This window comes from Rhodothermales bacterium (assembly GCA_034439735.1).
GTDB lineage: Bacteria > Bacteroidota > Rhodothermia > Rhodothermales > JAHQVL01 > JAWKNW01.
This window is the reverse complement of sequence record JAWXAX010000118.1, coordinates 1-17,973: the sequence shown is the minus strand read 5'-3', so window position 1 is coordinate 17,973 and position 17,973 is coordinate 1. Positions and strand designations below refer to the sequence as shown.

The 17,973-nt window shown below is 61.5% G+C and carries 16 protein-coding genes; 7 read left to right on the top strand and 9 right to left on the bottom strand.

Annotation, left to right across the window (positions count from 1 at the left end; genetic code table 11):
* Window positions 1–2: 2 nt before the first annotated feature.
* From SH809_09465 to SH809_09450, 4 genes are all read left to right on the top strand, one after another.
* Window positions 3–191 carry a hypothetical protein gene (locus SH809_09465; GenBank protein MDZ4699920.1) on the top strand — a complete coding sequence of 63 codons (189 nt, stop codon included), beginning with the start codon at window positions 3–5 and terminating at the stop codon, window positions 189–191.
* Between the two features lie 114 nt (window positions 192–305).
* Entirely contained in the window at window positions 306–1,568 is a 1,263-nt protein-coding gene (locus tag SH809_09460) for an arginine deiminase family protein (protein ID MDZ4699919.1), read from the top strand.
* A 5-nt stretch (window positions 1,569–1,573) separates the two neighbouring features.
* A complete protein-coding gene (gene tadA / locus SH809_09455) occupies window positions 1,574–2,050 on the top strand; it encodes a tRNA adenosine(34) deaminase TadA (protein ID MDZ4699918.1) in 477 nt (158 codons plus the stop codon).
* Between the two features lie 6 nt (window positions 2,051–2,056).
* Window positions 2,057–3,064 carry a YpdA family putative bacillithiol disulfide reductase gene (locus SH809_09450; protein ID MDZ4699917.1) on the top strand — a complete coding sequence of 336 codons (1,008 nt, stop codon included), beginning with the start codon at window positions 2,057–2,059 and terminating at the stop codon, window positions 3,062–3,064.
* Between the two features lie 549 nt (window positions 3,065–3,613).
* Here SH809_09450 and SH809_09445 read toward each other — a convergent pair.
* The 3 genes from SH809_09445 to SH809_09435 all read right to left on the bottom strand — a co-directional run bounded on the left by SH809_09445 (window position 3,614) and on the right by SH809_09435 (window position 7,707).
* Window positions 3,614–4,771, bottom strand: coding sequence for a hypothetical protein (locus SH809_09445; protein ID MDZ4699916.1), 1,158 nt, complete (start codon window positions 4,769–4,771; stop codon window positions 3,614–3,616).
* Between the two features lie 1,127 nt (window positions 4,772–5,898).
* Window positions 5,899–6,777 (bottom strand): nucleotidyl transferase AbiEii/AbiGii toxin family protein, encoded by an 879-nt coding sequence (locus tag SH809_09440; GenBank protein MDZ4699915.1) that lies wholly within the window; start codon window positions 6,775–6,777, stop codon window positions 5,899–5,901.
* Window positions 6,778–6,801: 24 nt separating this feature from the next.
* Window positions 6,802–7,707 (bottom strand): hypothetical protein, encoded by a 906-nt coding sequence (locus tag SH809_09435; GenBank protein ID MDZ4699914.1) that lies wholly within the window; start codon window positions 7,705–7,707, stop codon window positions 6,802–6,804.
* A gap of 367 nt (window positions 7,708–8,074) precedes the next feature.
* Here SH809_09435 and SH809_09430 point away from each other — a divergent pair, with 367 nt between their 5' ends.
* Window positions 8,075–8,302, top strand: coding sequence for a hypothetical protein (locus tag SH809_09430; GenBank protein ID MDZ4699913.1), 228 nt, complete (start codon window positions 8,075–8,077; stop codon window positions 8,300–8,302).
* Window positions 8,303–8,972: 670 nt separating this feature from the next.
* Here the strand turns inward: SH809_09430 and SH809_09425 are convergent.
* The 6 genes from SH809_09425 to SH809_09400 form a co-directional block, all read right to left on the bottom strand.
* The gene (locus tag SH809_09425) at window positions 8,973–10,505 is read right to left on the bottom strand and encodes a GMC family oxidoreductase (protein MDZ4699912.1); all 1,533 of its coding nucleotides are present in this window, start codon (window positions 10,503–10,505) and stop codon (window positions 8,973–8,975) included.
* 74 nt (window positions 10,506–10,579) lie between these two features.
* On the bottom strand, window positions 10,580–12,166 hold the full coding sequence (serA, locus tag SH809_09420; protein ID MDZ4699911.1) for a phosphoglycerate dehydrogenase: 1,587 nt from the start codon (window positions 12,164–12,166) through the stop codon (window positions 10,580–10,582).
* Window positions 12,167–12,198: 32 nt separating this feature from the next.
* On the bottom strand, window positions 12,199–12,789 hold the full coding sequence (gene yihA, locus SH809_09415; GenBank protein ID MDZ4699910.1) for a ribosome biogenesis GTP-binding protein YihA/YsxC: 591 nt from the start codon (window positions 12,787–12,789) through the stop codon (window positions 12,199–12,201).
* Between the two features lie 20 nt (window positions 12,790–12,809).
* Window positions 12,810–13,685, bottom strand: a complete 876-nt coding sequence (gene sucD / locus SH809_09410) for a succinate--CoA ligase subunit alpha (protein MDZ4699909.1) — start codon at window positions 13,683–13,685, stop codon at window positions 12,810–12,812.
* Window positions 13,686–13,780: 95 nt separating this feature from the next.
* The gene (locus SH809_09405; GenBank protein MDZ4699908.1) at window positions 13,781–15,328 is read right to left on the bottom strand and encodes an amidase family protein; all 1,548 of its coding nucleotides are present in this window, start codon (window positions 15,326–15,328) and stop codon (window positions 13,781–13,783) included.
* A 2-nt stretch (window positions 15,329–15,330) separates the two neighbouring features.
* A complete protein-coding gene (locus tag SH809_09400; GenBank protein ID MDZ4699907.1) occupies window positions 15,331–15,618 on the bottom strand; it encodes a twin-arginine translocase TatA/TatE family subunit in 288 nt (95 codons plus the stop codon).
* Between the two features lie 616 nt (window positions 15,619–16,234).
* Between SH809_09400 and add the strand changes: the two genes are divergently transcribed.
* Together add and SH809_09390 are read left to right on the top strand one after the other, a co-directional pair.
* Window positions 16,235–17,281: an adenosine deaminase gene (gene add / locus SH809_09395; protein MDZ4699906.1), complete on the top strand. Its 1,047-nt coding sequence runs from the start codon at window positions 16,235–16,237 to the stop codon at window positions 17,279–17,281.
* Window positions 17,241–17,973: hypothetical protein (locus SH809_09390; protein MDZ4699905.1), on the top strand; the 733-nt coding region annotated here is incomplete at its 3' end. The genes add and SH809_09390, both read left to right, overlap by 41 nt.

The following is a 17,973-nucleotide window of genomic DNA, read 5'->3' as shown; positions in this document are numbered from 1 at the left end:
CCATGGACCTCCAACACATCATCCGATGGATCTTTATCGCGATCGTTCTGCTCGTCGCGATCATGATTCTGGGCGTGATCCTGCAGATTGCCGGCTTCCTGCTCCATTACGCACTCAAGGCGCTCTTACTGCTCTTCGTCATCGCCGTCATACTACGCTTTATCGGCGTCCTACAAGAACGGCGCGGCTGAACGCGTCAATCGTCTCCCCCCGGGCTCTTTCCACTGGATCACGCGTTTAGAGGCACACGAATCCCGTTACGCCACTCAAGCCGCTGCATCTCCGTGCCTCCAACTTCACCGCCGGTGTCGCCCTCCCCACAGCCGGATCTGGTTGCCAGTCCTCTCGACGTCACGTCCGAAACAGGATATCTGACCCGTGTCATCGTCCATACGCCGGGCGAAGAAATGTCGATGGTTTCGCCCGAAAACAGGGAAGAGCTGCTCTTTGAGGATATCCTACATGTCGAGGACGCCCATAACGAACACCAGCTCATGTGTGCGGTGTTCGAGAAGGTGATCGGTGAGAACGACGCCGTGCTCCAGATCGCGACCTTGCTCCGGGAAGCATTCGACCAGGAATCCGCCCGATTCGATTTTGTCGAGCAACTCTGCCAGGTGTCCCAGGCGCAGAACCTGCAGGCGTTTGAAAAGCAGCTCAAGGCCCTCTCCCCGAACGAACTGCACCGTTTCGCACTCACAGGCGTGTCGCGTCTCCCGATTCATGCCCAGCCGGTGCCCAACCTGCTCTTTACCCGCGATCTCGGGGCGACCGTCGGCAACACGATCATCTTGAGTCACCCCGCCAATGCCGCCCGCGCCCGAGAAAGCATCATCCTGAGTGTCGTCCTCCACTATCATCCCCGGTTCGTAGCACTCAAGGACCACATCGTTAAGCTGCCGGAGGGCGTTACGTTTGAAGGGGGAGATCTGCTGGTCCTGAACGAGTCGGCCATCCTGATCGGGCATTCCGAACGCACGTCGTTTGGCGGCGTCATGAATGTCGTGCGCGAGCTGTTTGCCCGGACGCCTATCGAGCATGTGGTGATGGCCAATCTGCCCAAGCAACGGGCGTGCATGCATCTGGACACCGTGTTCACCTTCGTGTCGCCCGACGAATGCGTGATCTTCCCCCCGCTGATCGAGCAGACTCGGCCCGGCAACGTGGCACTGTACAGCCGTGGCGATAGCCCGAGCCGGTTTTATGCCGAGACCGGGGTCGGCCTCAAGACGGCGCTCGAGTCCGTGCTTGGGCGCACCCTCTCGTTTATTCCCTGCGGCGGAGATGACCCGCTCGCGCAGAAGCGGGAGCAGTGGACGGACGGCGCCAACTTCTTCGCCCTGGCCCCCGGGCTGGTGATTGGCTACGAGCGCAACGTGCGTACGATGGAGGAGATGCGCGAGCGCGGCTACCGGATCGTGACGGCGCGCGGTTTCCTGTCCTATCACGACGAAAGTGATTTTGTGCCGGGCGAAAAGATGGTGATCAAGCTGGAAGGCAACGAGTTGTCGCGCGGCCGGGGCGGGCCCCGTTGCATGACGCTCCCGCTCTCACGCAAGACCCTGTAGCGCCCATGAGTCTTTCATTGCTCCTCGAGCCCGACAAGCGCTGGATGAAGATGGCCCTCGCCGAAGCACAGCGTGCCTTCGACGCGAACGAAGTGCCCGTCGGCGCGGTCGTTGTGCGCCAGGGAATGGTGATCGGCCGGGGTCGGAATATGGTGGAGCAGCTGAAGGACCCCACCGCCCATGCCGAGATGATCGCCGTGACGGCCGCGTGCGAGACGATCGGGCAGAAATACCTGGAGGGGTGTACGTTGTATGTGACGCTGGAGCCCTGCCCGATGTGCGCCGGCGCGATTGTGTGGGCCAAAGTCGCCCGCGTCGTGTTCGGTGCGTTCGACGAAAAAGCCGGCGCCGCCTCCACCCTCTACAATATCCTACAGGATCGTCGGCTGAATCATCAGGTGGATATCGTCTCGGGCGTTGAACAGGACGCCGCGGCCGGCCTGATGCGCGACTTCTTCCGCAAAAAGCGCCTCGTCCGCTAGATCCCCATGCACGACGTCATCATCATCGGCGCCGGCCCTGTCGGCCTCGCCTGCGGCATCAGCGCGAAGCGCGAGGGACTCTCGGCGCTGATCATCGAAAAAGGAGCGCTGGTCAACTCCCTGCTGGATTATCCCACCAACATGGAGTTTTTCTCGACGCCGGAGCTGCTCGAGATCGGCGACCACCCGTTTACAACACGGGGCGTCAAACCCACGCGCGAGGAAGGGATCGACTACTACCGCCGTATAGCGGACGTGGAGGGGCTCGACATCCGTCTGTATGAATCGGTGGTCGACCTCGAAGGCCAGGACCAGGCGTTCACGGTCGTGACGGACAAGGATGCGTATGCGTGCCGAAAGGTGGTCGTCGTAACCGGGTTTTATGACATCCCCAATCCCATCGGGGCGCCCGGGGAGGATCTTCCCCACGTGACCCACTATTTTCGGGAGCCCTACGCCTATTCCCGGCTCCAGGTCGCCGTCATCGGGGCCAAAAACTCGGCCGCGAAGGCTGCGCTGCAGTGCCACCGCGCCGGCGCCCACGTGACGATGATTGTCCGCGCCGCGGAGCTATCGGATAAGATCAAATACTGGATCAAGCCCGACATCGAGAACCGGATCAAAGAAGGTGCGATCAAGGCGCACTTCAACAGCCGGGTGGTGTCCATCGAGCCCGGCCGCCTCACCTTCGAAGGACCCGACGTACGCACGACCATCCCGAACGACCGGGTACTCGCGCTGACGGGGTACAGGCCGGACTACACCTTCCTGGAGCGGCTGGGCGTGACGATCGCCGGCGACGAATACCTTTCCCCCATCCACGACCCCAATACGTTCGAGACCGAGCGGCCGGGGCTGTTCATGGCCGGCACCGTCTGCGGCGGGCTGCGGACTAGCCGCTGGTTCATCGAAAACGGCCGCTACCACGCGAAGCTGATCATGCAGTTTATCGCCCGAGGGGTCGTGGGGGATGCAAGCCAGATCCCGGGGCCGGTGGCGGAAAACGTCCAGTAGCCGGCCGCGCCGTCGCTGTCATTCTGGAGTCGCTTGATAATCGTGTCGTTCCTCCCCCTCGATTGATTGATTTTGGCCGCAACCGGCCGGCTCACGGGGCTTTCTTATCGGGCATGACAAACGGTGTCCGACGACGATCGCACCCCTCTTAAATATTTTGGTCGTAGAGACGCCCCGGTGGGGCGTCTCCTGACGGCAACGATTTTCCCGAGCCCTACGAAAGCCGGATACCTCGCTGAGACGCCCCACCGGGGCGTTTCTACATAAAATGTCAACAGAATCACGTTCAGGCGCTCCTCGCCTTCGGCCAGTGTACCGAGTGGAAGTTCGTTGTGGTCGAGCACGAGCCACGCCGGCACGTTCGTCGCCCGAACGAATACCTGATCCGCTACTCACTCCTCGGTACTATCATGGAGGTCGCTCTGCTCCCACATCGGCTGGCGCCGCTGCGTCCGATCGCGATGACAGGGCGATTTTGGTTCTCACACCACTCGGCGACAGACTCCCGGCCTCATCGCTAATCGCTACTGGTTATTCGCTACTCGCTAATCAGGAAGGTCTGATGCGGAACGCCGTAACCGCGGGATTGGTGATGGGCAGGGGTTCGCCGGCCGCGATGGGCCGGGTAGCGACGACGTCGCCGTCCGCCAGTTCTTCGAGTATCATGCTCGATCCGGCACCCAGTTCGACCGTGACCGGGTACTGGCCCGACTGGATCTGGACAACCCCTTCTCCCGCTTCGACGAGCCGGCTATCGCCCTCGAAGCGGGCATCAAACGAGCCGGCGGGTGGAGGCGGCGGAAGCGCAAAAGAAACGGCCTGCGGCTGCGGGAAGGCCGCGCCGAAGTAGAGGGTCTGGCTGCCCCCGTTGCCACGGACGATGAGCCGGCGGAAGGCGGCGGCCACGGTCGGGTCCTGGATGACGGCCGGGAGCGCGGTCTTGCCGGCCGAGGCGGCGCAGTCGAGCGTGAGTTGGCCTGCGGCTGAGGTCTGGAGCCAGTATCCTTCGCCCTCATCAAGGGTGGCAGCTGCAACATAGCCGCCGTTGTAGCCAAAGATGGAGCCGGGCACGAGAATGCTGCCCGGGTCGTCGATGGCGGTTACGTCCAGGTCACAGCTCGGGCCGGCTATGAGATGCCAACCGGCCATGAGATCGAGCACAGAAGACGCAACCGGGGTGCCCATAACGATCTGTGTACCGGCGCTGTCGGTGTTGATCCAGTAGCCCCGTTCGAGCGCCATGTCTTCCTCGAAGACGTAGCTCGTCCCGCCCCAGGCGAAGGGGGCCTGCGTAAGCGGGACTGTGCTGTAGACTTGCTCGTAGTTGGAATCCGGCACGTCGAGCGGCAGACCGCCCAACTGCCAGCCGGCCGCGAGGGACTGAGCGGAGACGTTCTCCAGCTGATCGAGCAAGTATTCGGCGTTGTACCGGAAGATGGCGTAGGCTTCGCTGGTGAGGTTCGCGTCTTTTTCAGCTTCGACCAGGGCGAGTAGCGCGGCGAGTTCAGTTGCCGCGGCCCCTTCGTCGGCAGCGATCAGGGCAGTCCGTGTAGATTGCAGGTGGGCTTCGATATCGGTCGCCAGGGCCGAAATGAGGATCCAATCCAGATTCTCGCTTCTGGGTACGTAGGTTATGAGCGTGTCGACTATCTGGGTGGCACCCCAGGTATCTGTGTCGACTACAGGGCCGACGGTCTCCATGCGCACAGAACGCGTAGCTTGATAGAGTGAATCAGCAACGTCTCCTATCTTGCTAGTAGGCCCTTCATCATCCCAGCCACCATACCCCCCAGCGGTTCTGAAGTAACTATTTACGATGCCCGGAAGTTTTGAACTAAAATAGGAAAACCCATTAACTGTTGAATCTCGTCGAATGCCACGATGATCGCGACCTAAACCGGCGAGTGTAGGCACCGAATAGAACCACATTAGATCTAAAGACGCCGATGTATTCCAACCGAACCCTGGTACAACAACATCATAATGAGTCATATCTGTTTCAATCACAATGGAATAAATACTATTGAATCTTGCGGTTCCGTTTGAAACTGAATACTCGTATTTGTTTTCATTCATTGAATAACTAATTGCCGTGCCGAATATCGCAGGGTCGATATCGTTGCCTGGATACAGAGCAGATTCCAACAGAGAGTCCCTACCACTGTCCCAATACAATATCCCATATGCATGCCTAACACTATCATATCCTATACATTCTCCGTTTTTATTATAAACCATCTGATAAATCTGCGGATCAGCATCTTGACACTGCGCAAGCGTATCCATTCCAAGAAAAGATAGAATAATAAACACGGCAACGTGTTTTGTTGAAAAAAAGTTCATCTTCATCGACTCCGATGTTATATTTGGCATTATGGATAGAAATATATGTGATAATGTTCGTTTGATGTTTGTGGACTATGGGTCTCCAAGGTCATTGTATACTGGCCCAGCGTGAATCGGAGTTTCCGTTGCTTGTTCTTTCCTATCTGATGCTCCGTACCGAATTCAGAACAGGGCGGAGCAGCGTAAGAAATCAAACTCCACCCTGCCGTCTAGTTACCGCTTCCAGCCCACGGGATTTGCCCCCGAGAACCAGGATGGGCCTGGTCGCCTGGCGCGCTGCTCATCCACGCAGCCGCGTTATGGTGCCGTACTCCACAATCCTTTCGCGGCGTCCGGTTCGCTGAGAAGTTGATTGGTTGCACAACGTGCGTGATAACACGGAGATGCTGCTCGCTCGCTGAAGCGGCAGCGCGTCACCCCACCAGCGTCTTGAGTCGATTGGACAAGCGGAGGGTGAGGGCATTCCACCCTCTTTTGACGGTATCCTGCTATTCACCAACTGGCGGGAAGAGTTCCTGCAAATCTCGCAAGAACTCCACCAGGTCCCTTCCAAGTAACTCGGCCCCACCTCTTTGCGCTCCGCCCCGCAAGGCAATCGTCCCCGGTGTTATCTCGCCCCCAAAAAACTCTCCGACGATGCGACACGCTTCTTGTATGGGTGCCAGGTGCCGATATCGGTCTCGAATTCCCGTTGCTTCTTCCCATTCCGACTCCGTTGTCATGGCCAGGATTCGATAAAGATCAAAGGCGTGGTGGCGACCAAAATCTTTCGCCTCGTCCTCTCGGCGATCCTTGTAGGCGTGGAGCTTGAGCACCAGAAACGTATACGGATGTGGCAAAAAGACGGTCGCCGGCTCCTGGCCCCGAGATATTTCCACGGGGAGCAGGTGCTCCTCCAGCGTCAATGCCTCCGGTGCAGTATGTGCGTGGATTCCCTTCACGGCGCGATGGCTAATACGGCGAGAATCCTTCTTTATCCGAGAATCCTCCGTTAAGGGTAGCGGAGCCAGCAGATCAATTTTTACGGTACGGCTCTGCCCAAAGTAATCAACCGTCCGGTCAAACTGATAATATTTTGCCCTCTCGACGGGACGGTATCCCTGCTCCGCCAACGCATCTCGCAATACGCTGAAGCGCTCTTCGTCAACGATCAGCTCTGTCGACAAAAACAGATCGATGTCCTCCGTCGATCGTGCGGCGGGGATCGGCCGAAGCGTGGGCGCTCCCTGTTTCGCTACGTGTTGTTGACGCAGCAATAGACCATATCCTCCCCCGATGATAAGGCGCACGTCGCGGCCTTTGAGCCGGATGCTCAGCGCGTGCAGTTCGTCTCGCAGCACATCGGTTTCCCCTGCAGGAAAGCCCATCGTCAAGCCCTCGTTCGGTTGGTGTCACGCCATGGATACGGCGAGTATTTCTCGGCGCAGCTGGGCCGCCACCTCCCGCTCCCGCTTTCCCCCCTGCATCAGCTCCAAATAAATCTGCAGCTTCGAGCACCAGGGGAATCCCCCATGAGGCGTGGTGTCGAAAAACACCTCCCCCCTTTCCACCTCCACCAGCTCCACGTTGGCGAAACGGCTTACCTCCTGGATAGATACACGCCCAACCCAGTCCCCCATGGTCGAAACATACACTCGGGTCACCTCATCGCTCTGCGGCGAGAGCACATAAAGTGCTTCCGAAAGCCCTGTAAACCGAACACCCTCCGGCGCCGCCGCGACAATGCTTTCCAGGAAGGCCTTGTTATCCGGCGATTTTCCCAACAGGCGTCGTTTAATCCTCGGCCCTTTGTATTCTTGTACCAGGAGATCGAGAAGGCGCTCCGGCTGTATCAGTTGAACGCCCTCCTTCTTTGTGATGATCAGGTCGTCTTCCAGGGAGGAGAGCACTTTAGATACGGTGGCCAGGCTGATTTCTCCGCCGCGGCGGATGATCTCGTCGCGGACGTCCTGTACCTTGCTGAATTGTGGACGACAAAAGAGCACCCGGCCGACTAGCGCGCTTTTTCCTTCGTAGACGTTCTTGATCGTCTGGCTTGACGGGAAACGGTTGGGATTCCCCGTTTGGCGGATGATGAGCTCGCCGGGCACGACGACGAGTGCGTTTCCCGAAAAATCGAGCCCGCTTACCTGCTCCTCGATCAGCCGCTTCTCGGTTTCCTTCGATATGTAGGGAACGAGAATCATCGGCAGCCGGCCCATGCTTGAGCGAGCCTGTTTTTTAGCTTGTTGGATGGCCACCTCCACGTTTTTCGGGGTAGCAACCGATTTGTATTCCGCCACAAAACCGCGCTTCATCTCCGTCCCTTCCCATGTTAGGTCGATCAGAAAGTCCGCGCCGGAGGCTTGCCTGGGCGCGGTGTCCTCTGCCGCCAACACCTTCAGGGGCCACACATCGAGTTCGCCTCGTTTTAGCCGTTCCGCGGCCTCTCTCTCGCTCAGCATACGCCTGAAAAGTTTTCCTGGAATCTTTTGTTTTCTTGGTTAAGAAAATAGGCGTTTACAAGAAAATAAGCCAGCCCAGTGACGCTCATCCCCAAATATTGTCGCCGGCTCCCTTCTAACGGGCCTGAAAGCCGGAATCAGGCTGCACCATACGCACGGGGTCGCGCCAACCATCAAACAGCACCTGGCCGCGCTCCGGATGCTTTTCGATTATCTTGTCATGAGGCAGATCGTCTCCTCGAACCCGACCACCGTTGTTAAGGGGCCAAGCCACGCCGCCCGGGAAGGCAAAACGCCCGTCCTCTCCCCCGCCCAGGTGCGCGACCTGTTCGGCGCGATCGACGTAGCAAAAATAAGCGGGCTGCGCGACCGGGCCCTGCTCGGCGTCATGCTCTACACCTTTGCCCGCGTGTCGGCCGTCATCGGGATGCGTACTGGCTCAGCGTGAATCGGAGTTTTCCGTTGATTGTTCTTTGATAGTTAATACTTCGGACAGTTTACAAAGCAGGGCGCTGCTGCGTGACAAATCAGGCCTCATTCTCGGATCGAGGAGGAGTGAGTTTCATGCCGATTTATCGATATCGAAACGGGGAAACGTGCTACCCAGCGTCAACACGGATCATTTTTTTGCCACTCGACCTGACGGCCGAGTTTGCGAAAATTAAGGCAGAAGAGACTGGGGATGCCTTTGGCCCATCCGCCCGGGATCCGTTCGCTCCTCCCCATCCCGTCACCGCTTCGCGCCGACGGGATTTGCCCCTCCTCGCGGCGAGGATGGGCCTGGTCGCCCGGCGCGGCTAAGCCGCGGAAACTGTCCGAAGTATGGATGTTCGGGGTTCCGGGCAATCGGGCGATACGGGCATGCTTGCCCGGAAGATTGAACCCGGAACCCGGAACGGATACGCCGCAGATTCAACGTGTCAGACAACCAGGCTCAGCAGGACAAGATCGCGAGACCTGCATCTGATCAGTCAGGAAGCGGGAGTGGAGGGACGCTGTGGTGTCGTACTCGACAGTCCTTTCGCGGCGTCCGGTTCGCCGAGACGTCGATCGGTTGCGTATCAAGCGAGGTAGAATGAAGTTTGTGCTCGCTGCGCGAAAACGTCCAGTAGCCGGCCTCACGCCAGGAGGGTCTTCAGGCGATCGGACAGGCGGAGGGTGAGGGCGACGAGCGTCAGGGTCGGGTTCGGGGCGCCGCAGGTGACGAAGACGGAGGCGCCGGCGACGTGGAGATTGGCGACGCCGTGGACCGCGCACCGCGCATCGACGACGCCGCGTTTGGGGTCGTCACTCATGCGTGTGGTGCCCATGTGGTGCCGGCCGGCGCTCAGGAAGTCGGGCCAATCCGTATCGCTACCCTCGGTGAGCCAGTCGAGCAGCTGCACGCGCCCGAGTCCCAGCCGGCCGAATTCGTGGCCGAGGGTCTCGTAAAAGACGCGGATGGAGCGTTTATCCTGCTCGGTAAACCGCCAGTGGAGGTCCGCACGCGGCATCCCCAGGGCGTCAACCTCCCGGCTGAGCACGATGCGGGAGTTCGGGTTGGCGGCCTGTTCGGCGCGCGACAGGAGCATGTACGTGCGGCCCTCCTCCGAGGGCGGTGGCGGAGGGGGAGGGACGGACGTGGCTTCTACCTGCTCGCCGCCGGCCTCGCGGCGGAGCCGCTCGCGGAAACGGGTGAAATAACTGGTGATCTCCTTCCCGAAGACGCCAGGGTTCAGCGAGCAGGTGCCGGCGAGCACCCCGTGCCGGCGCTGCGCCTCCTCCCCGATGGCCAGTTCGGCGCGAGGCCGGCGAACCGTATAATCCATCCCGTATAGCGGGAGCGGATCCGCGTTATTCAGAACGAGCTGCGCGCCGGGCATCTCGATGTGCTCCATGAAGTACCGCCCCACGGCATCGCTGTCGTTCCCCAGGCCGGCGGAGGCCTGAGCATTGGACGCCAGCAACAGCCTGGCATTCTGGGTCGAGCTGCAGGCGAGTACGTACTGCCGCGCCCGCACCCGGTGCTCGACCCCATCGATCGTTTTTACCCGGAGGAAGTCTACCGCGCGAACAGGGTCGTTGGCGACGATTTCCGTGGCGTTGGCATAGGTATAGAGATGGATGTTCGGCGAGGCCACGATGGCGTCACGGTACGTCGTCCCGAAGCGGGTCGGCGGACTGAACTGCCACATCTTGCTCCAGATCATGCCAGGGTCAAACGGAAGCCGGCGACGGGCGGGGTCTTCGGCCTCGTAGTGGGCCGTATCGTAGGCGTAAGGCCCGAGTTCGAGGTACGGATGAGCGCGGGCGTAGTAGGGATCCAGATCGGAGCGCGTGATGGGCCATCCGCTGTTCGGCACCCAGTCCCGTGCCTCGAAGTCCGACCGCTCCATCGGCGAGCACCAGCCGGCCCAGTGCCCCGTCGTCCCACCGAAATAATGAAGGCGAACGGTTTCCATCGGGAGGTAGGGCTCGCCGGCGATTTCGCCCCGGTAGAGGTCCTGCAAGGCCGGGTGGTAGTCGAACCCGCCCCCTTCAAGCAGGATGACGCGGTGGGCGCGATTCGCCCATTCCAGCGCCAGGCTGATGCCGGCGGCACCGGCGCCTACGATACACAAATCCCCTTCGATCAGGGACCCCGGTTCAAGCGTTCTCGCGTCGATGTGCATGGGACCTCGCGTTCCGTGGATGTGGGATCCAGGATACGACGCAGGGTACCGGCCTCCAAGACGCGGCCGGCCGGTTAGACGTGCACCAACCTCACGCCCAGCACCCCTTTGAGGCCGGCGATCTTGTCGAGCACGGATTTCGGGATATCGTCGTCCACACTCATCGCCGTGAGGGCCATCGTGCCGCGACCGCCCTTCCGGCCCAGTTGGAGCACCCCGATGTTGATATTGGCGTCCGCCAGGATCCCACCGACGGCGGCGAGCATGCCGGGGCGGTCTTCGTTTGTGTAGAACAGGAGCCGGCCTTCGAGGCGGACCTCCACATCATAATCATCCACGCGCGCGAGGCGCGGGTCGTTCCGATCGAACACCGTCCCGCCAACGAGGCGTGTGCGTTTGCCGGATCCTACGACGACCTCAATGAGATTGGTAAAGCTGTCGTGCAAGGCCGCGCGCTGTTCTTCGACCCGGAGGCCCATCGACTCGGCCAGGACGGGGGCGTTGATGAGGTTTACCGGCTGCGTGAGCAACGAACCCAGAAGGCCGCTGAGGGCCGCCACGGAAATAACCTCGGCGTAGCGATGGGGCACATCGCCGTAGCAGCGGACCATGAGGGACTCGATGTTGCCTTCCATGAGCTGGCCGGCAATCCGACCCAGCTTCGTCGCCAGCACCAGGAAGGGCTGGACTTCGGGCTGCGCGGCGAGGCGGATGGCGGCGCCGTTCACGGGCGAGTTCACCGGTTTGCCCTGGAGGGCAAGCACAACCTGCTCGGTGACCTGGCGGGCGACCTTTTCCTGCGCCTCTTCCGTGGAAGCGGAGATGTGGGGCGTGGCGACCACGTTGGGGTGTTGCACGAGGCGTTCGAGCGCGGCCGGCGGGGGTTCCTGCGAGTAGACGTCGAGCGCCGCGCCGCCCACCTGGCCGCTTTCCAGTGCTTCCAGCAGCGCCATCTCGTCCACGATACCGCCGCGCGCACAGTTCACGATCCGGACGCCCGGCTTGCACCGCGCGAGCGATTTTGCATTGAGCAGCCCGCGGGTCATGTCGTTCAGCGGCGTGTGGACCGTGATGAAGTCGCTTTGCTCGATGACCTCATCGATGGACACCAGGATGATCCCCATCCGCTCGGCCGCTTCGCGGGACATGACGGGGTCGTATCCGATGACGCGCATCCCAAACGCCAGCATGCGCGCAGCGACGGTCCGGCCGATCTTCCCGAGGCCGAGGATGCCAAGCGTTTTCTCCTCCAGTTCGGACCCTGTAAATGCCTTGCGTTCCCACTTGCCGCTCGTTAGCGAAGCGTTGGCCTGAGGGATGTGCCGGGCGAGCGAGAGGAGCATGGCGCAGGTATGCTCGGCCGTGGAAATCGTGTTGCCGTCGGGCGCATTGATGACCAATATCCCGCGCCGGGTGGCCGCGTCGAGGTCGATATTGTCCACCCCCACGCCGGCCCGGCCGATCACTTTCAGGTTGTGGGCGGCTTCGATGAGGTCGGCCGTGATCGTCGTTCCGCTGCGGATAATCCACCCATCGGCATGCGCGAGGAGCGTTTTGAGTTCCTTGGGGGATTTTTTGAGCTGGATATCCGCGCGAATTTCGGCAGCGTCAAGCAGATCGATGCACGCCTGAGCGACGGCATCGGTGATAATCACGTTCATGGCCATGAGGGTGAGGGTAGGCGGATGGACCGTCAGACGCCCGCCAGGTCGCCGATCCAGCGGAGCAATTCGTCGCGGCCGGCGGGTTGGGTGGCGGAGGTAAAGACGGCGGGGAGTTCGTAGTCGATGGCGGTAAATACTTCTTTGAGGCCGCGCAGGCTGGCCGCCTTCTGGTTGGAGGACAGCTTGTCCGCCTTCGTGAGCGCGATGACCGTGGGGATCTCGTGCTCCTTCAGCAGGTGCATGAGGTCCCGGTCGATCGACGTCGGCGGGTGTCGGCAATCGATGAGTTGCACCACCAGCCGGAGTGGCTCGCGTTCGGTGATGTATCGGACGATAAAGCGTTCCCACCGGGCGCGCTCCGCCTGCGAGATTTTGGCATACCCGAGCCCGGGCAAGTCGACGAAATACAGGGTTTCATCGACCAGGTAGTAGTTAAATTCCTGCGTTTTTCCCGGTGTGCCGCTCGTACGCGCCAGCGCGCGCCGGCCGGTCAGCATATTCAACAGGGAGCTTTTGCCCACGTTCGAGCGCCCGATAAACGCCACCTCCGGGAGGCCGTCGTCGGCCAGGTGCTCCCAGCGCGCAGCGCCCCGTGTGAAGCGGACGTCTCGTATGGTCATGGGTACCGGGGGTAGGGGGGTCAGGCCGCCTTCATGTGGGCTTTGACGGTCTCGCCGATGAGCGCGGGATTGAGAACGATGACGGCGCCGGCGCTTTCCAGCGCCGCGAACTTATCGGCCGCCGTGCCTTTGCCGCCCGAGATGATCGCGCCGGCGTGGCCCATGCGGCGCCCGGCAGGGGCGGTCCGACCGGCGATAAACGCAAACACCGGTTTGGTCATGTGCGCCTTGATGTAGTCTGCCGCCTCTTCTTCCGCCGTGCCGCCGATCTCACCGATCAGCACAACCGCCTCCGTCTGCGGATCCGCCTGGAACAGCACCAGGGCGTCCACGTGGCGGGTGCCGATGATCGGGTCCCCACCGATGCCGACGGCCGTGCTTTGCCCGAGGCCTTCGCGGCTGAGCTGGTCGACCGCTTCATAGGTGAGCGTGCCGGAACGGGAGATCACGCCAATGGGGCCGGGTTTAAAAATCATCGCCGGCATGATGCCCACCTTGGCCTGGCCCGGGGTGATGACGCCGGGACAGTTCGGGCCGATGAGGTGCGCGCCTTTCGATTTGACGTAGGGATACACCGGGATCATCTGGCGGACCGGGATGCCTTCGGTGATACAGATGATCACCTTGATGCCGGCGTCGGCCGCTTCCATGATCGCGTCCGCCGCGAAGGGCGGGGGTACGAAGATGACAGTCGTATTGGCGCCTTCCTTTTCAACCGCTTCCGCGACAGTGTTGAACACGGGCCGGCCGAGGTGCTGCTGCCCCCCTTTGCCCGGCGTGATGCCGCCTACCACGTTTGTGCCGTACGCCAGCATCTGCTCGGCGTGAAACGTGCCCTCGCGGCCGGTAAAGCCCTGCACGATGAGGCGGGTATTCTTATCGACTAGGATGCTCATGCGTTCGGTTCGGTCTACTCTGGATGCGCGCAAAAATCAAGATTGGTTGCTCTAACACGAAGCCGCTGGTTTCGCTCCGTCTAAGCCGGAATTTATCAATGGAAATCTGTGGAAGAATGGGACACGGCCTGGCCTACTCGTAGCAGCGTGGATTCTTCGAAGTGCCGGCCGAGGAGCTGAAGGCCAACAGGCAGCCCCGAGGGGTGGCCCGCGAGGGGGACGACGAGGCCGGGGATGCCGGCCAGGTTGGCGGTGACGGTGTAGACGTCCTGCAGGTACATGGCCAGCGGGTCGTCGGTCTTGCTGCCAAGGGGGAAAGGGAGCGTCGGAGTGGCCGGGGTGAGCAGGGCGTCCACCTGCTCGAACGCGGCGTCGAAGTCGCGCCGGATCAGTGTTCGCACCTGCTGCGCTTTGGCGTAATACGCGTCGTAATACCCCGACGACAGGACGTACGTCCCGAGCATGATGCGGCGTTTTACTTCTTCGCCGAAGCCCTCGGAGCGGGTGCGGGTGTAGAGTTCCTGGAGGAGGGACCGTTGCTCGTCGCGGCGCGAGCGTAGGGCGGCGACCTCCGCGGGGTCGCCGGCCCGCTCGGCGCCGGCGATGGCGGCGTCGAGGGCCTTGCGCTCCTGGTCCGCCCGGCGGCGTATGTCGCGCATGTCGGCCCGATAGCCGTAACGGACGCCGTCGAACCGGGCGAGGTTGCTCGACGCCTCGGCCATGGTGAGGATATAATACGTGGCGATGCCGTAGGCCGTGGTCGGCAGCTTGACGGGGACAATCGAGGCGCCGGCGCGCTCGAGGCGGGCCACCTGATCCATGATGACGGCGCGTATCCCCTCTTCCAACCCTTCGGCGAAGTACTCGGAGGGGAGGCCGATGCGGAGCCCGCGCACGCCGGCGTCGAGATTGGCCGTATAATCGGGCACCGGCACGGGGGCGCTGGTGGCGTCGCTGGGGTCCTGGCCGGCGATGACGTTCAGGATCAGGGCCGCGTCGTGGACCGAGGTGGTGAGCGGACCGATGGTGTCAAACGACGAGGCGTAGGCGACGAGCCCGTAGCGGCTCACGCGTCCGTATGTCGGTTTGAGACCCACGACGCCACAGAAGGCCGCCGGCTGGCGGATCGAGCCGCCGGTGTCGCTCCCCAGCGCCGCGCTGCAGAAGCCGGCTGCGACCGCCGCCGCCGACCCACCCGACGAGCCGCCGGGCACGAGGTCTCGATTGAGAGGGTTGCGCACCGGGCCGAAGTAGGACGACTCGTTGGACGACCCCATCGCGAACTGGTCGCAGTTCGTCTTGCCCACGACGACGGCGCCGGCGTCCTTGAGGCGTCGGATGACCGTAGCGTCGAACAGCGAGGTAAACCCTTCCAGGATGCGGGAGCCGCAGGTGACGGGACCGTTCTGGATGCAGATCACGTCTTTCACGCCCAGCACGAGCCCCGCGAGCGGAGGGGCGTCGCCGGCGGCGACGGCTCGGTCCACGGCGGCCGCAGCCACACGCGCGCCAGCCTCATCTACCGATAGAAAGGCATTGTAACGTGTATTGTCGCGTTCGATCTTCGACAAAAAAGAAGAGACCAGTTCCAACGCACTGGTCTCTTTTCTCACAATAGCCGCACGGGCCTCGTGAACGCTCATGACTACTGCTCCGAAGAGCCGGCCGAAGCGCCGCGGTCAACCGGGGAGGGCTGCGACGCGGGAGGCGTAAACGTATCGGCGCGCGGTGCGGTGGAGCCCTGCTGAGGAGGTTGGATGCGGTGGGGCGACGAATCCACCGTGAGCTCGTTTTTCAGCTCCGACGTCGCCGCCTTGAATTCGCGAATGCCTTTACCAAGCCCGCGAGCGATCTCCGGAATGCGTTTGGCTCCGAATACAAGCAGGATGACGAGAAAGATCAATAAAATCTCGAAGGGTCCCAGATTACCCATGTCGAATACCTCAAATATGATGTATCAGCGTCCGGAAAGCGCCCCAGGCCGCGTGCCTGACGTACTGTGCCGGAACCGGAAGTTTCGTGAAAACGGGCGGCAAAAAGCAAGCCGGCCCGCGAAACTGCTCCAAAATTTGCACACGGAGCACTAACCCGGCTGCCTCTAGAAAACGAAACGAGGGGGTGGGTGTTCCTTTCTGTGTTTAAGGTTCAAGGATAATGGTTTAAGGAAGGCGGCCCGATGCGTACCTTCATTCACCTTCATACAAACGGATCTGACGTACGTCTCTCGATCTTGTCCTGCTGAGACCCAAAGCCCAGCTTCGGGGGTTTTCTGCTCGGGCATGAACGCAAGGTTAAAGGACCAAATCGCTAATTCCCATAAGATGCTGTTTTACAGGAATTTACGACCAGTCTGGAACGGTGTGTTCATTAGCAGACGTAGTGAAGGGCGGTTCATACCCTTATCCGAAGTCATCCCGAGCCTGTCGAGGGACCTCTCGATCGTCCGGGGGGTCCCTCGACAGGCTCGGGATGACTTCGGGCTATGGGTCTCAGGAGGACATGTTCAGGCTTGGCGCGTACCGTCAATTATAAACTCACAATAGAATACTGTGTCCCTGACTCGTCTTGATATCCTAACGTGGCCCAAGGCCGAGTTGCATTGTCATCTCGATGGCTCGCTGCGGCTGTCGACGTTGCTGGATGAGGCGCAAAAACAGGGAAAACTGAGCGTATTGCCGGCGGACAGCCTCGCCGGCCTGGACGATGCGCTGCGGCTAATCGACCACTCGGAGTCCCTCGAAGCCTACCTCGCCTGGTTCCGATACACGATTCCGATCCTGCAATCCCGTGAGTGCCTGGCGCGTGCGGCGTATGAATTGGCGGAGGACAACGCTCGTGAAAACGTGCGCTACCTGGAGGTACGCTTCGCCCCGATCCTGCACCGTGAAGAAGGGCTGACGCTCGAGCAAATCGTGGAGGCGGTGCTGGACGGACTGCGGAACGCCCAGCGCGATTTCGGGGTGCGGACGAACCTGATCCTGTGTGGTTTGCGGGATCGGTTCGAGAGCGCGTCGCTCCGTCAGGCCGAGTTGGCCGTGGCGTACCGAGACCGCGGCGTGACGGCGTTCGACCTCGCCGGCGGCGAGGCCGGCAACCCCTCCAAGAACCACCTCCACGCCTTCGATTACGCCCGCAACCACCTCTTGAACCTGACGATCCACGCCGGAGAATCCTGGGGTCCGGAATCAATCCACCAGGCGCTGTTCTACGGCGGTGCGCACCGGATCGGACACGGCACATCGCTTTACAAAGACCCTCGCCTGTTGCAGTTCGTAGTGGACCATCAGATCCCCCTGGAGATCTGCCCGACGAGCAACGTCCAGACTCACGTCGTGCCCGGCTACGCCGAACATCCGCTGCGCCAGTATGTCGACGCCGGCATCCCGGTGACGATCAACACGGACAACCGCCTCTTTAGCCGGACGACCGTCACCGATGAGCTGTGGCACGTCTACCGCCATAGCGGCCTGACGGCCGACCAGTTGCGCGAAATCGCGCTAAATGGATTCCGCTTCAGTTTCCTATCTTGGCAAGAAAAACAGGACATGCTCCAGCATGCGATTGACGATTTCCCCACCCCTGGCTCTTCCCCTTAACTACTTCTGGTGGCTACTCGTCGCCGTGGGGATGGCGTTTGCCGCACCGCCCGCCCACGCACAGGACGTTGAAAAGGAGTATTGCCTGGACCCCACGTTTGCGGATACGCTTCGCGTTTCAGACCTGTATTGCACGACCCTCGTCCCCGTCCCGGCGCTGCGCGGCGCGTCGGGATATGTCGAACTCGTGCCGGTATCGAGTCCCTTCGGCGCCAGCGTCACGGCCGCCGGCATCCACCGGTACACCCCCGTGGTCCACATCGACGGCCTGCCCGAGCCGGCGGCGCTGGGGCCCTACTCGCTGTATAAAGCGTGGCTCACCACGCCCGAGTTCGCCGAGCCGGTCCTGCTCGGGGTCGTCCGCAACGGCACGACCATGCTGGCCGAGATCGCCCTGAATAAATTCGTCCTGCTGATCTCCGCCGAGGCCGACGCGGAAGGGACGACTCGCTCTGGCAGATTGGTCCTCCGGGGCTGGTCGCCCAGCCTCCGAATGGAGCCGCACGACCTGGCGACCACGGCGCCGCTGGCGCTGTATCGACCGGTTGGGGCCTCCGATGGACACACGCATCATAGGGACCTTGGCGACGATTCCGGATGGCGGATGCCGCCGGCGAACCCGCTGCTGACCATGCCGCCGGGCGAGATGGCCCTGCGGCCGAAGGTGTCTCCGTTCCGACCGTCCCCACCCC

What these genes read in the sequence shown, in the direction of transcription:
- SH809_09465 (MDZ4699920.1), top strand. Translation starts at nt 3, where the DNA reads ATGGACCTCCAACACATCATCCGATGGATCTTTATCGCGATCGTTCTG.
- tadA (MDZ4699918.1), top strand. Translation starts at nt 1,574, where the DNA reads ATGAGTCTTTCATTGCTCCTCGAGCCCGACAAGCGCTGGATGAAGATG.
- SH809_09450 (MDZ4699917.1), top strand. Translation starts at nt 2,057, where the DNA reads ATGCACGACGTCATCATCATCGGCGCCGGCCCTGTCGGCCTCGCCTGC.
- SH809_09440 (MDZ4699915.1), bottom strand. Translation starts at nt 6,777, where the DNA reads ATGGGCTTTCCTGCAGGGGAAACCGATGTGCTGCGAGACGAACTGCAC.
- SH809_09435 (MDZ4699914.1), bottom strand. Translation starts at nt 7,707, where the DNA reads ATGAAGCGCGGTTTTGTGGCGGAATACAAATCGGTTGCTACCCCGAAA.
- SH809_09430 (MDZ4699913.1), top strand. Translation starts at nt 8,075, where the DNA reads ATGAGGCAGATCGTCTCCTCGAACCCGACCACCGTTGTTAAGGGGCCA.
- SH809_09425 (MDZ4699912.1), bottom strand. Translation starts at nt 10,505, where the DNA reads ATGCACATCGACGCGAGAACGCTTGAACCGGGGTCCCTGATCGAAGGG.
- serA (MDZ4699911.1), bottom strand. Translation starts at nt 12,166, where the DNA reads ATGAACGTGATTATCACCGATGCCGTCGCTCAGGCGTGCATCGATCTG.
- yihA (MDZ4699910.1), bottom strand. Translation starts at nt 12,789, where the DNA reads ATGACCATACGAGACGTCCGCTTCACACGGGGCGCTGCGCGCTGGGAG.
- sucD (MDZ4699909.1), bottom strand. Translation starts at nt 13,685, where the DNA reads ATGAGCATCCTAGTCGATAAGAATACCCGCCTCATCGTGCAGGGCTTT.
- SH809_09405 (MDZ4699908.1), bottom strand. Translation starts at nt 15,328, where the DNA reads ATGAGCGTTCACGAGGCCCGTGCGGCTATTGTGAGAAAAGAGACCAGT.
- SH809_09400 (MDZ4699907.1), bottom strand. Translation starts at nt 15,618, where the DNA reads ATGGGTAATCTGGGACCCTTCGAGATTTTATTGATCTTTCTCGTCATC.